Below are 12,060 nucleotides of genomic sequence, written 5' to 3'. Positions count from 1 at the left end.
TAAAGCTCATTTCAACAAACAATATCATTGTTTGTAAATTCAACGTAGTATTTTTACGTAAACTTTATATCTTTGAGCAAGGGAAAATTTAAGTGTTTTTTATACGATGAATAAATAATAATCGCAGTTTTTACTGTCTCTTCTTTAGAAAATGCCAGCAATTAGGCAGTCGCTACTCGCAGCTTTCACAATTGAATAGGATTACTTACGGTATGCGATCACACCCTCCCGACTTAGCAGCGATCGCTAATTTTTGAGTTTAGGCGATCGCATTTTTGTAACTAAAAAGCGAGCGCCTCACTAGCCAATCCGCCAAATCTTCCCCATAGCTTCACAAGCTATTAAGATTCATACTCTCAATAATCCCCCAACCGGAAACCGCCGCATCATCTCCCGCAACTCAACAGCAGCCCCATCGACCGTATAAACCACATTACCCGACATCGCCAACACAATTCTCTCCCTTCGCGCCCACTCAAACCAAGCACTAACATCTGCGGTCACAGTATTTTTCCCCTTAGCCCCACTCTTACACGAGTTAATAAACAGTCCAGTCGGGTTGTCACACCAACCTTCAGCGATCGCATCCTTCACCCTAGTGATCGCACCTTGCACATTCTCCCAATGCTTCTTGATCACGCCCAAACAAGGCTGAGGATTGATCCGCAAACGCCTCAACTCGTTACAAATCTCCGCAATTTCCTGCTTAGACACACTAAAATCAGCTTTAGTCTCCACCCCGGAAAGTTCGTCTTCATGAGGGTCTTTGTCGTTAGTTGAGTCATCCTGTTCTTGTTCATCAACGAAGCGAGTGATTTGGAGTTGCTCTGGCTGGGAAGTTAAACAAACCGATTCGGGTTCATTGTCCGAGATTTGGCTTTCTTCCCCTTCATTTTTTTCTTTCTCAGCAGCAGCGTGTTGTTGTGAAGAGAACTTTTCAGGGGTGAACTCTTTGATATCATCTGCTTGTTGTGAACACATAGATGGTTGCATTATAGGCATATCCATGTGTTCATTGAGGAATAGCTGTACAGCTTGGGTGTTAACGGTGTACCAGTTCGCTTGGTAATAAGTTTTGGCAGACAGTTTTTCTATTGTTATTAACCCCAATGATTTCAGGAGTGCGATCGCTCTTCTGACGGTACTAACAGACAAAGACAATTCTGCTGCCCATTGTGGATAGGTTTTCCAAAACCATTTCACGCCATCAATTGTTTTACCGCCTTTGATACTCATCCAGTAATGGGCTTGCTGTAAAACAGTGGCCGCACTACGTCCGATTTGAGATGCAAGTGCGGGAGAATAGAGTGCGTGCTGACCATCAATTAGGAGTTTGCTCATATCATCACGCTCCTAAAAAACTGGATTAACTTGTCTGATGGATGATAGGAAGCCGTTCTGACTAGCTGATGAAATTCTTGATGGCAATTAGGACAAATATTAACTATTTTGTCTCCACCTTTGGATTTAGGAACAGGATAATGATGTCTGTCAAGTATTAATGTTTTTGCTTTGCACCATTCACAGACTAACTGCCCACACAAAAGGTCTTGGGGTTGTTTGGCAGTAATTAATTTTTTAGCTTCATGTGCAGATAATTCTGTTTTATTCAACCATCCGTCTTTAGTAAATTTCTCTAATATTTGTTTAACAGTACGCTTCGGCTTTATGCCTCCAAGATAAATGTAAATCCCATGAACAGTGAGTGAAGGAAGTTTTTGCTTATCAAGATAATCGTAATGATAGCCACCTATAATTACCCCAGAAATGGCATCTTTAGCTATTTCTGCATATCTAGGATGCACAACCAAATATGACTGTTCAGAATTGATATTGAATGGGTTAGAGTTAATCAAATTCACGACTCTTTCTCCTGTTTCTTCTCGTCAATAGCCCTTATTTTTCTGCTTCTAACTGCTACTTTTGTTCTAGCGATATCTTCTAAACCAATCTCTGCTGCCAGTAATGGCGGAACCAGCAGAGGGGATTCTGGCGTAATTAGTTTACTGCTCATATTTTTACCCAATATTTAAAATGGCATTTCTTTCTGTTCTTCGTCTGAAGCTTGCGACCAAAACTCTCTAAGCTTTTGGAGCTTCGCTGCCTGAAACTGCTGTTTCTCTTCGGGCGACACTTCACCAACCAACTGTTCAACCTCAGCCCGTTGACGTTCCTTCACCTGCTCAACAGTGGCCGCAGGAAGAGCTAATGGTTGATTCTCCTGGGATGGTCGAAAGTTGCGGCGGCGGTATAAAAACCTAAAGTGTCGTTTGTCTTGCGAAGGAAGCTTCTGCCAAACTTCGGCATCCCAACCGGGGGGCATGAAGTCGGCTGATGGGGGCAGTAGGTTTTGGATTTGGGTTTGAAGGTCTGCGATCGCCTTGCCTTGTTCTTCGATTACCTTGTTTTGCTGTTCGAGTTTCTTCCAGAGTTGGGCGAGTAGTTCTGAGTTTTGTGGGGCTAACTCTGCTTCACGGGTTTTTACCGCAAAGTAATTTTGTGCTGCGGCGATTTCTGGTTTGCGCGAGTCACCGTTCATTGCTGTCAGATAGCAGCCATAACGACTGAGCCTGAAATCGTCTCTGGGTCTGCCTCCGGTACTTTTTGCCGGCAATGGCAAAAAGTGATTCTTGCTCTGTTGACCAATATTTTTACAAGCAGTGATAGCTCTATCTATGGCATCTTCTAGCCGTCGCCACTGCTGATATCCCAAGATGGGCATTAGTTCACGAGCCAGCCAATATTCAGAACCATCGCTATCAGTATGTTTAATTTGGTCAAAAGGGCTGGGATGGCTTTCACTGTTGATAATCGCGTCCATACTTTCTCCTGTTTTTGACGCATGGAACTGTCGCGGCATTGCAACTATGCCGTCAGGTAGGTTGAACCTCTGCAACTAAAATGTATTGACTAGTAATAAATGCTTAGTAATCTTGAGCGATCGCACTAACGATACTCAAAGCTTGTTGAGGAGTAATAGCTTGTTCAGGGTTTTTGTAAAAACCAAGGATTTTAGATTTAGGACGCACGATAATGGTTTGCCCTGTAGTGCATTTATCCCAAACAAAGCAGGAAATAGTGATGTTGTCGGTAGCCCAGCGAGTACCCCGTTTGTCTTTCCTAAAGCAAAAGCGGGGCAGAATTAAAACCAGTGAAGGCGGATGCTGTTCTAAAAAATCAGCCCGATCATCACAAGGTTCCAAGAAACTGGTCAATAGAAATGCGGCAACGCCTATACGTGCTTTGGTATAAGCATTTTTGATAATCGGTGCAGCAAATTGAGCATAAGGCGGATTAGTACAAACCCAATCGCAATCAGGGAATACTTGCCAAGATTGGGCATCGGTAGCATCTAAGTGAAAGTGAGCCTGTTTATTGAGGTCAATATCGTTAGTCCAAATAGATTTTGTGTGCGGCCATGCTTCTAGTAGAGAAGATATCGCGCCCATCCCTACACACGGTTCGCCAATAGTCCCAGATAATTTTACCTGACGCAGTAGTTCTGTAGTGAACCACGAAGGAGACTCGTAGAAGTTGAGAGGGTGACGGGTAACAGTTTCTGGTATCAATAGTGTTGTGGTAGTCATCTAAACCTCTGTTCGATTTATCGGGTTCTGATTTCTAACAATCGTGGTGTAGATAATTAAGTGAAAATTTGCTGTATTTGAGGGTGGAATAAATTTACTAACCTGCTATTAACCGCAAATTAGATTTTTATTAACCATCAATTATTAATCTTTTTAATATGATCAATGTTGTGTTTTTCTGTACGAGTATTAGTTAAGTAACCAGTAGTGGACTGTGGCTAATGGTTATAAAACTGATGCCCGTTATTTTTTTGGCAGAACTGTTGCGCCAAATCGCTGCGGTGTTTTTAATTTGCCCAAGGACATCGACTTTTATCTGGGTGATGAGCTTCAAAGAAGAGGACTTCGTTATTATCCCAATCCAGATGAAGACACAAATGAATTTCGTCAGGGTCAAGCAGATCAATAGGTTCACTTTCCCCGCGTTTGGGACTGATTTTTTTCCAGTTGTAAGATTGGGAATCAATTTCTGCCTTCACTGCTTTTGATGCCGCTTTTTCAACTTCTACGGCTGTAGTCGGGATTTTTTTATTGTTCTCGCCTACCAAAAACAGGTTGTATGCAGGTGAAATCTCTACAAGTTTCAGGAAGTAGTTGGTAATTTCGGGGACTGCATTTTGCAGTATAGTGCGTTCGTCTTTGATGTTGCCGCAGGCATCGCTGTGTAGCATAAGCACCAAAGCCTCTTCTTTTGGGAAAGAAAACAAGCGATCACGGATGGAAATATGCCGTTGGCTAACTCCTGAAATGTTAAGGTTTTTCTGGAGTTGATAAACCTTGTCTCTAATGCGGTAGTAGAGAAATAGCCAAGCACCGTAGTCGGCGTAAAATAATTTACCTGAATTAGGGTCAGATTTTCTGCCTGATTTAACAATGGCTGGCCAAGCATTGGGGTTTGCCATGATCAGGTGGATAATTTTTTGATGTTGAATACTGTTGTCTATTTCTGCCAGTGCAAGGTAAACATCTAGATTCAGCAATGATGGGTAGGTAAATTTGTGATGTTCGGGATATTTAACACACAGACAGTCTCCCAAAAGAGCAGACAGCCCGGCTGCGGTAAATAAGTCGGGGTTGTCTTGGCGAAGTGTCTGGAAGACTGATAAGTTAGACATGGCTAGTCCTTAAAGCTGGGGTTAGTTGCGGCGATCGTACTTCTTGGCGGGAGGCGATCGCTTATAGCTAAATTTTGACCTGATGATAAACTATCTGTTTTACTGTGCTTGGTAAGTTAAGCTCATAAACGAATCGATAGTAAAGAATTTAAGAATGGCATAACGAAGGAATTACAGTTTTAGTATCAAACTACGAGCCTTCAGTCCGAACCATTTCCTCTAGTGAAACCTTTCTACCTGCAAGCTCAGAAGCAAAAGCTTGAAGCTTGATTAATGTTTCAATTTGGCATCGATCCAAAAATCCTCTCTTAGCAACTGACAGCGTGCGCTTGTCAATTCCTGTCATTTCATGGGCTTTTTGAATAGTCAGGTTTTTATCATCAGTCCAAAATTTTGAAAGATCAACGTAACTCGCCATTTTTTGGATCGGAATATGCTCGAACATACTAAGCATATTCTGATTAACGTGCTGGTGTATCAGCATATCAACGTGTTGTGCAATATAAAGAGTATAACTTTAGGAATTTAATACGTCAACGCATTAAAGCTTTAAATCTTTAATGTTGACACGTTGACGCTTTAAAGTTATTCTAATAATTAAGAGAGGAAGCAAGTACCCGCCTCTTAGTAAATAAAGCGGTGCTTAAAGCCAATTAAGTTAAAACCAACAAAACATAGTCCAGAGACATGATTGCTGGGGTATAGCACAAGCTCTGTTGAGTGGGTAAAGAGTTCCTGGCAATGCAATCAAAGGATATTCACTAATATCTGTGCCAGTTTCGCCAAATCAAAAGAAGTCTGATTGCCCCTTGTGGGAGACAATTGCACTTCTCGCCTGTTTAAAAGCTTCGCTAGTCATCGTTGAGAATGCAATCGCATTTCTCGCGTTCATTTGTATGAGCTTAGAAAAATGGACTTTGATTTCGTTGATATTCATCCAACAGAGTTAGAACAATTAGCTCTAACTCCCGAAGAATTAGAGCGATGCGATTTGTGGGCTGAAAAACGCCTTTTGATTGAAGAAATCAGAAATTTCCAAGACAGCATAGTGGTTGCTCAAGCCAGAACCTCTAATTCTCTAGAGACATTTTGGAATGGTTCTCTCAGTGCTTCAGTCGAGCGAGATTATCAGATGGGCAGGACAAAGATAGTTCGTATTTAAAGCTTCGCTAAATTTCATTGAGTGCGTTGTGGCTCCCCACAACGTAATTCATATCCAAAATCAAAAGGCGATCGCTCCGTCTACCAAACAATTGCGATCGCCTTTCTATCCATCAAAGGAATTACTATCATGACATACGCAACAACAACAGAGCAACTGCGGTCAGTCGAAATCGACTTCTACAACCACGAGATTTACGACGGACAAAAGCTCATCGCCCGAATCACTTATGATCACAATGATCTAACGCAACCTTGGGTAGTCGAGGTGAACAACCAAGAAGTATTCCGTCGTGCTTGGTGGCAGAAGTCTTTTGACGATATTTCTTGGCACTACAAAAAAGGCACTTTGCCAGTACGAAAAGAAGAAACCCCAGCCGCTACAACGGGGAATGAGATGATGGTACGAGTTGCCGAAGCTTGCGAGAACTTGGGTTACGAACTGCTAGATGATGGCATTTACTACAACGACATTCGGCTAGTTGAAATAGTCTACAGAGACGGTATTCCCTGCTTTGTGCAAACTCTAGCCCATCAACCGGAAGTCAAGAGCAGTTCTTTGGATTTGTTAGACAAGCCCTTTGGTGAACTGTTACCCGATGAATGGCGGATGCTGCAAGAATACGAGCCAGTGCAGGATTTGGCGGCGTAGTTCGGAAAAAGGCGATTGCAGGTTCTCTATGCGATCGCCCAAATACTGACATCAAAACATTTTGTTTATCATGACACATCATACAATACATGATTCGGCTTACCCAGACGTTGACTCCGAAGACAGAATTCTTTTGCCACCGACACATCCCAGTGCAGAGTTACTTAAGATTCCTGGCTACAAGCTGGTCTATTGCAGAGGTGCGTGTCCCAGGGTTTATCGAGCGTATAAAAGCGATTCAATGCTGGGTCTGCTTTTCGAACATTTAACGCACTGGTCAAACGCTGTAGACAACATTCAGCATCAGGAGCCTTTGACTGCTGCGATCGCATTAGATGAGTTCATGCAAGCGGCTGGTGTCATCAGAAAGGCAACCGCGGAGCGTGTGGGGGCTGTGGCTTAGGGAAGGCTCAGATTTAGTAAATGGCAGACTTTAGCACTCGTAACCAGGGATAGTTGCCTACTTGTTAATAAATCTGAGTTGGGTTAACTACTACCAAAGAGTGTGAATGGCTAGGAGTATTAGCCGTTCATCTAGATGGATGCACTAGCAGCTTACTTGATGGTGATGTGCTGTGTCTAGTGTTTTCTGCTTCCGTCCTAATGCTGCTGCTAATCCTATTTTCTGAGTATCTGTTAGCTATTTTGGGATTTTTCCTGGAATTGTCCAAGGAGCGTGAAATATGGAACCGAGCAAAATACTTAAGACATTCAATAGTTGCTACATCCAACTTCAGGCGATCGCTCAAGATGCCCAATGGCTGGCGCTGTCCAATCGCAATGATGTTGACCCCGAAATGAAAACTCACTTAGGTGATGTACTGCATTATCTGGGTGAAGCGATGGACTGTATTGAACCGTTTGTGGAAAATACTACTGATCAGGGAGTGCAAATTTGAAATTCTACTTGAAAGATGTGTCTCTAAATCTCCCCCCGTGGGCAACAATCACGTCACAAACCCCAAACTTGCTAGAGCTAGAAATTGACGAGCATCACCCCGACTTTCAATCGCTCATCAATGGATTGGCTAGGGAGATTCAGCTGGGGGTGGTTGGGGTGAAGTCGGCTGATTTGTGTGGGGCTTTAGTTGATAATTGTGGGTCTGTTGGCTCAATCCTAGTAACGAATGTTCTTGTGTAAAAAGGGCAGGCACATGGAAAGTGCTTGCCCAGAAAACGAAATTAGTAGTTAATTGATCATGCCATATTTTGTGCTGCCCACCTTTTCTCTGCTAGGAACAGGTCGGGATTTCAACCGAACTGTGGGTTTACGTTTTGGTTGAGAGTCCGGTTGCTGTTGTCCTAGAAATTCAATCAGGGATGTCCCAGTGAGCTTTTTCACCATCGTATGAGAACGAATCGGCTGCAAAGTATCATTTAATGTGCAGGAGTCATCGCTGGTTTTTCGGTAAACGTAAGGGGTGGTTATCCCTGAGATGCGGAAGTAGTCGCCTGTTTGAAGTTCTTGGAAGGTCATAAACACAACTTCAATTACTGGAACAGTACACATTAGTTTACACGATTATTTCCAGCGATCAGCATGGGTTACAGAATCAGGATGAGAAATGCGGGGGAAGTATCGGCTGCAACTATCTCAATGTAAGTAGTGATACTCTAGTTAGTAAAAAGTGATTGCAGCATAGAATAAAAAAATAGTATAAGAAATCAGCACCAAATGAGCGATAAAAACATCCTATCTCCCGCAGCATAAAATATAAATAGGGGCTACAAAAAGGTGAGTTAATCAACTATTAAGGAAAAGCAGATCATGTTTGAACCTTTAGTCGAGCCAGTAACTTTTGAAGAATTTATCGAATGGAAACCAGAAAATGGTCGATATGAATTACACAAAGGAGTCATAGTTGAAATGCAACCGACAGGCGACCATGAATTGGTAAGAGCATTTTTAATTAGAGAACTTAACTTTGAAATTCGCTCTCGGAACATGGCTTATACAATTCCTAGCCAAGCATTAGTGAAAGCTGTAGATAAAAAATCCGGTTACATTCCTGATGTTTTAGTACTAAATCTTCCGAATTTAGTAAATGAACCACTTTGGAAAAAGTCATCTACTGTTTCTCACGCAGAATCAATTCCATTAATCGTGGAAGTAGTCAGTACTAACTGGCGTGATGACTATTTCTTAAAGTTTGCTGAATATGAGGAAATGGGGATTCTTGAATATTGGATTGTTGACTATGCAGCTTTGGGTGGAAAGCGGTTTATTGGTAGCCCTAAACAGCCAACAATATCAGTTTACAAGCTAATTGAAGGTGAATATCAAATCACTCAGTTTCACGGCAGTGATCAGATTGAATCACTGACTTTTCCAGAGTTAAGTTTGACTGCCGAACAAATTTTTGGGGCTGCGTTGGGAGAACCTTAATTAAAAACACTTACTCCACTTCCAAAACAGTAGTTTTTGAGTATTTTTTGAGAGAAAATGAATTAACAACTTATCAAAGGATGACCCAAAGATTCTATAGTCAATTTGTTGAACATTATCTTGAATACCTGCTTTCCCCATTGGGTAATGTAGCACTTAGTGGTTTAATAGCTGATGAGGAACGCCGAGGAATTGTTCTGTTCTTCTCAAAGCAAGCAACTCAAATCGAAAAGCACTCAATGAAATTACTGGAGAAAGTTGCTCAGAGTGATTGTGCAATTGTCAGGATAAAGCAGGAGGGAGAGGATTTAAGCTTGGTTAATCTTTCTTACATAGTTTGATTTTTCCCATCGACTTATTTCCAAGAAATCTCTTAATTGCTTAACTAACAATTAACGGTTACAACAAGCCTCACTTAATTTTAAAATTCAGTGGTGAGTTTAAGCTACTAGAATTGTAACTGCGAATTGCGTTAGCGGAGCGGGGCGGGGCGTTAGCCCATTGCAAATTGCGAATTGTTTTGGTTGGCAGTATGGGTTGCTACCGGATAAGACCAGCAAAGATATAGTTTACCTGAGCGAGAACGAAATTCAACAGCTTTCACCCCAAGAATCTGAAGAGGACATTCTAGCTGAAATTGATGAGCATCTCAATCAATTAGCCATTCTTCAGGAACAGTTGAAAACGCCGCTACAGATTAAAACGCCGTTTGGTGAAGTCAAGCCTAAAATTGCTGCTGACAAAGCTAATGATATTTCCAGACGTTCTGCTGCTTGATGTTGCTTTGCACATTTCCAACGTTTACAGCTAATCTCAAAATTCGGGAGTTCTTAATCTCATAACTCCTGAATTCCCACATCAAACAATTTGCAACTATCAAAAATATGAAAACCAAAACCAGCACTTTTAAGTCTGCTGATAATTCCAATGCCTGTCTGTTGTTTCTTAAAAACAGAGGCGGAAAGGCGAGATTATCAGAGCTAACTTTTAGCCAGACTGTGATTCAAGATTTGATAACCAAGGATATAGCCAAGGTCAACCCCTTCGGGGAATTCAAAATTATTAATTCAAAATTCAAAATTAAAGAAATTAATAGAGGTTTGTACCCAGAATTAATAAATTCCAAAATCTTCCTGATTCTTCATTTTGAATTTTGAATTTTGCATTTTGAATTCAAAAAATGGTTACTATTTGGAACTGGAGAATAAACAATGAAACTGAATCCTGTTTTTGAACCGAAAATACTGAGTCAATCGAAAGTTTATCTGATTGATTGTGTGCAATACAGATATGTGCGAACAGAAGGCAGTGGCAAGAATAGCAAGTATGTATTTGCACCTCTACCCAAGCAACGAAAGTCATCTGAAATTTCCTTGAATTCTACAAAGTTAGGTATTAGATGTCAGGAAGTCGAAGGGATGACTTATGAACAGCCGAACGAACAAATTGTAGTGCAGATAGGATTGCTGTAATATGTCTATTCACAAACCACCTGTTGTTAAATATCCCATTAAAGTACAGAGGGGAAATTCCAGCCAAATAGTTTATCGGGCTGTTCGAGATATCCAATACATTAAAAACAGCCAACCAGTAGGAAGAACCAGGGTTAACGGACAGTCGCGGATGGTTCGCAAAGAAAGAACTTACTGGGTTCTTGTGTAAGTTTGTTCTGGGATTAAGAAAGCTTTACTTCTTAGTGAGAATACATCCGTCAGTGAACAGAGTTTACTTTTTAATTCATGAATTCTTTTTCAATTGCGAATTGCGATTTGCGATTTGCGAATTGTTGATGCGCTTCGCTGATGATTGAGAGAAAACTGTTAGTAATAGGTAATGAAAAATGGTACAAGCAATTGCACATACCGAAACATTCTTGCACGATGCTGTAATTCAAAGACTCGACTTTTCTAAATTAAATAAAACCCGTATTCGCTTGACAATCAAACTCAAAAAGACTACTAAATCAAATGCCCCTAAGTGGACTGATGTTTTGACAGCCCAAGGCGAAGAAGAGTCAGACTTGCTGAAGGTAAAATCTTCCGAAGTTGGCTTGAAGGGCATTAAGGTATTCAAAGCACTTGATGAAGCTGCTGGACAATTGAGGTCTGAAATTGCCAGTGTGCAGGAGTGGATGACCAGTGATAATGGCGATTGGATCTGCCCGATTGATTTAGCTCCCTTAGTGTGGAGCCAGTTATTAAACATTCGGGATGTGATTGCTCCAACATTACGTGCTGGACTTAAAAACGAGTATGAGCAAGGGCTAACGGATTATCAAGAGCGAATCAATAGTTTCATTTCGCTGCAAACTTGGGAATTATCCTGTGAGCGTCAGGAGGAAGTCAAAGCTAATTTGCTGAAAGCTTTCCCGGATTTGAGCGAGTTGGAAGACTATTTGCAAGTCGTCATCGGTCGCCCCGTGATCATCCCGGCATTGTCGGAACAGTTGAACCAACAACAAGCCGAATGTTTGAACCAAATCACTCAATTCATTCAACAGTACGACCAAAATCTGGAGCAACGACTTAAGGAAGCGGCTGTAGCTGGTGGTGAACAACTCGCCGCGCAGTTGCTGGAAGAGTTGGCAGACTGGGAACCAGGGCGAAAGCCTGTACGCTTCAAACAAAAAATGCAAAAACATCTCCAGAAGGTGCAAGTGCTGTTGGCGAATGCTAGTCCCGAAGCTGGTGGTAGTTTGCAGTCAATGATGGAGCATTTGAATTCCATTGTGGATGATCCAGCAATTGTTGATAAGAATCTGGGTGGTGAAGGGCGATCGCAACTTCAGCAAAAGATGGACGATATTCGTTCTAAATTGCTGGACGAGCAGCGCAATCTGCAACAACTTGCGAGTTCTGACGTTGGGCTGACGGTTGCTACTGTTAGTGCGTTTAAGTTCCGTTAAATAAAAAGCGATGTTCCTAATTGTGGGGACATCGCTGTTGAAAATCATACCAATCAAAATATGTCACACTTTTCTAAAATCGCAGTCAAATTTAAAGACCAAGCCTGTTTAATCGAAGCATTGCAACTAGGGTGTTGATTTTGTTGGAGAAACCCTCAAAATTTATCATGCAATTTCTGTGTCGCCAGTTGAGACAGAAAACAAAATTCTTCTTTTCGAGAGCATGGATTGACCAAAAACTTGAGCCGCCCAGT

The 12,060-nt window shown here is 41.7% G+C and carries 18 protein-coding genes; 10 read left to right on the top strand and 8 right to left on the bottom strand.

Annotated features, from left to right (window positions below; translation table 11 throughout):
• Positions 1–348 precede the first annotated feature (348 nt).
• The 7 genes from IQ244_RS29590 to IQ244_RS29560 form a co-directional block, all read right to left on the bottom strand.
• The gene (locus IQ244_RS29590; RefSeq protein WP_193900267.1) at positions 349–1,341 is read right to left on the bottom strand and encodes an ArsR family transcriptional regulator; all 993 of its coding nucleotides are present in this window, start codon (positions 1,339–1,341) and stop codon (positions 349–351) included.
• Positions 1,338–1,862, bottom strand: a complete 525-nt coding sequence (locus tag IQ244_RS29585) for a hypothetical protein (protein ID WP_193900256.1) — start codon at positions 1,860–1,862, stop codon at positions 1,338–1,340. Before IQ244_RS29585 ends, IQ244_RS29590 begins: the two co-directional genes overlap by 4 nt.
• Complete coding sequence (locus IQ244_RS29580) at positions 1,859–2,014, bottom strand: hypothetical protein (protein WP_193900255.1); 156 nt, start codon at positions 2,012–2,014, stop codon at positions 1,859–1,861. The genes IQ244_RS29585 and IQ244_RS29580 overlap by 4 nt, the downstream gene beginning before the upstream one ends.
• A gap of 15 nt (positions 2,015–2,029) precedes the next feature.
• A complete protein-coding gene (locus tag IQ244_RS29575; RefSeq protein ID WP_193900265.1) occupies positions 2,030–2,821 on the bottom strand; it encodes a BRO family protein in 792 nt (263 codons plus the stop codon).
• Positions 2,822–2,924: 103 nt separating this feature from the next.
• Positions 2,925–3,587, bottom strand: coding sequence for a hypothetical protein (locus IQ244_RS29570; RefSeq protein WP_193900254.1), 663 nt, complete (start codon positions 3,585–3,587; stop codon positions 2,925–2,927).
• Positions 3,588–3,874: 287 nt separating this feature from the next.
• Positions 3,875–4,702, bottom strand: coding sequence for a hypothetical protein (locus IQ244_RS29565; protein WP_193900253.1), 828 nt, complete (start codon positions 4,700–4,702; stop codon positions 3,875–3,877).
• Positions 4,703–4,892: 190 nt separating this feature from the next.
• The gene (locus IQ244_RS29560) at positions 4,893–5,147 is read right to left on the bottom strand and encodes a hypothetical protein (RefSeq protein WP_228059232.1); all 255 of its coding nucleotides are present in this window, start codon (positions 5,145–5,147) and stop codon (positions 4,893–4,895) included.
• A gap of 465 nt (positions 5,148–5,612) precedes the next feature.
• Between IQ244_RS29560 and IQ244_RS29555 the strand changes: the two genes are divergently transcribed.
• The 4 genes from IQ244_RS29555 (at position 5,613) to IQ244_RS29540 (ending at position 7,656) form a co-directional block, all read left to right on the top strand.
• Complete coding sequence (locus IQ244_RS29555; protein WP_193900252.1) at positions 5,613–5,864, top strand: hypothetical protein; 252 nt, start codon at positions 5,613–5,615, stop codon at positions 5,862–5,864.
• Between the two features lie 129 nt (positions 5,865–5,993).
• Complete coding sequence (locus tag IQ244_RS29550) at positions 5,994–6,515, top strand: hypothetical protein (RefSeq protein ID WP_228059231.1); 522 nt, start codon at positions 5,994–5,996, stop codon at positions 6,513–6,515.
• 683 nt (positions 6,516–7,198) lie between these two features.
• Complete coding sequence (locus IQ244_RS29545) at positions 7,199–7,414, top strand: hypothetical protein (protein WP_193900250.1); 216 nt, start codon at positions 7,199–7,201, stop codon at positions 7,412–7,414.
• 17 nt (positions 7,415–7,431) lie between these two features.
• A complete protein-coding gene (locus IQ244_RS29540) occupies positions 7,432–7,656 on the top strand; it encodes a hypothetical protein (RefSeq protein ID WP_193900249.1) in 225 nt (74 codons plus the stop codon).
• Between the two features lie 48 nt (positions 7,657–7,704).
• Here IQ244_RS29540 and IQ244_RS29535 read toward each other — a convergent pair whose 3' ends face one another.
• Positions 7,705–8,025, bottom strand: coding sequence for a hypothetical protein (locus IQ244_RS29535; protein WP_193900248.1), 321 nt, complete (start codon positions 8,023–8,025; stop codon positions 7,705–7,707).
• 258 nt (positions 8,026–8,283) lie between these two features.
• Between IQ244_RS29535 and IQ244_RS29530 the strand changes: the two genes are divergently transcribed.
• The 6 genes from IQ244_RS29530 to IQ244_RS29505 all read left to right on the top strand — a co-directional run bounded on the left by IQ244_RS29530 (position 8,284) and on the right by IQ244_RS29505 (position 11,806).
• Positions 8,284–8,901, top strand: a complete 618-nt coding sequence (locus IQ244_RS29530; protein ID WP_193900247.1) for a Uma2 family endonuclease — start codon at positions 8,284–8,286, stop codon at positions 8,899–8,901.
• A gap of 47 nt (positions 8,902–8,948) precedes the next feature.
• Positions 8,949–9,242, top strand: a complete 294-nt coding sequence (locus tag IQ244_RS29525; protein WP_193900246.1) for a hypothetical protein — start codon at positions 8,949–8,951, stop codon at positions 9,240–9,242.
• Positions 9,243–9,402: 160 nt separating this feature from the next.
• Entirely contained in the window at positions 9,403–9,678 is a 276-nt protein-coding gene (locus IQ244_RS29520) for a hypothetical protein (RefSeq protein WP_193900245.1), read from the top strand.
• Between the two features lie 434 nt (positions 9,679–10,112).
• Positions 10,113–10,373 carry a hypothetical protein gene (locus IQ244_RS29515; RefSeq protein WP_193900244.1) on the top strand — a complete coding sequence of 87 codons (261 nt, stop codon included), beginning with the start codon at positions 10,113–10,115 and terminating at the stop codon, positions 10,371–10,373.
• Position 10,374: 1 nt separating this feature from the next.
• On the top strand, positions 10,375–10,563 hold the full coding sequence (locus IQ244_RS29510) for a hypothetical protein (protein ID WP_193900243.1): 189 nt from the start codon (positions 10,375–10,377) through the stop codon (positions 10,561–10,563).
• Positions 10,564–10,741: 178 nt separating this feature from the next.
• The gene (locus tag IQ244_RS29505) at positions 10,742–11,806 is read left to right on the top strand and encodes a hypothetical protein (RefSeq protein ID WP_193900242.1); all 1,065 of its coding nucleotides are present in this window, start codon (positions 10,742–10,744) and stop codon (positions 11,804–11,806) included.
• Positions 11,807–12,060: the final 254 nt, after the last annotated feature.

Source organism: Nostoc sp. LEGE 06077, from assembly GCF_015207705.1.
Lineage (GTDB): Bacteria > Cyanobacteriota > Cyanobacteriia > Cyanobacteriales > Nostocaceae > Nostoc_B.
This window is presented reverse-complemented; position numbering and strand designations above follow the sequence as displayed.

Excerpts from the sequence above, each read along its gene's own strand:
- IQ244_RS29590 (WP_193900267.1), bottom strand. The coding sequence starts at position 1,341 with ATGAGCAAACTCCTAATTGATGGTCAGCACGCACTCTATTCTCCCGCA.
- IQ244_RS29545 (WP_193900250.1), top strand. The coding sequence starts at position 7,199 with ATGGAACCGAGCAAAATACTTAAGACATTCAATAGTTGCTACATCCAA.
- IQ244_RS29560 (WP_228059232.1), bottom strand. The coding sequence starts at position 5,147 with ATGTTCGAGCATATTCCGATCCAAAAAATGGCGAGTTACGTTGATCTT.
- IQ244_RS29510 (WP_193900243.1), top strand. The coding sequence starts at position 10,375 with ATGTCTATTCACAAACCACCTGTTGTTAAATATCCCATTAAAGTACAG.
- IQ244_RS29515 (WP_193900244.1), top strand. The coding sequence starts at position 10,113 with ATGAAACTGAATCCTGTTTTTGAACCGAAAATACTGAGTCAATCGAAA.
- IQ244_RS29530 (WP_193900247.1), top strand. The coding sequence starts at position 8,284 with ATGTTTGAACCTTTAGTCGAGCCAGTAACTTTTGAAGAATTTATCGAA.
- IQ244_RS29565 (WP_193900253.1), bottom strand. The coding sequence starts at position 4,702 with ATGTCTAACTTATCAGTCTTCCAGACACTTCGCCAAGACAACCCCGAC.
- IQ244_RS29505 (WP_193900242.1), top strand. The coding sequence starts at position 10,742 with ATGGTACAAGCAATTGCACATACCGAAACATTCTTGCACGATGCTGTA.
- IQ244_RS29570 (WP_193900254.1), bottom strand. The coding sequence starts at position 3,587 with ATGACTACCACAACACTATTGATACCAGAAACTGTTACCCGTCACCCT.
- IQ244_RS29580 (WP_193900255.1), bottom strand. The coding sequence starts at position 2,014 with ATGAGCAGTAAACTAATTACGCCAGAATCCCCTCTGCTGGTTCCGCCA.
- IQ244_RS29555 (WP_193900252.1), top strand. The coding sequence starts at position 5,613 with ATGGACTTTGATTTCGTTGATATTCATCCAACAGAGTTAGAACAATTA.
- IQ244_RS29535 (WP_193900248.1), bottom strand. The coding sequence starts at position 8,025 with ATGTGTACTGTTCCAGTAATTGAAGTTGTGTTTATGACCTTCCAAGAA.
- IQ244_RS29550 (WP_228059231.1), top strand. The coding sequence starts at position 5,994 with ATGACATACGCAACAACAACAGAGCAACTGCGGTCAGTCGAAATCGAC.
- IQ244_RS29575 (WP_193900265.1), bottom strand. The coding sequence starts at position 2,821 with ATGGACGCGATTATCAACAGTGAAAGCCATCCCAGCCCTTTTGACCAA.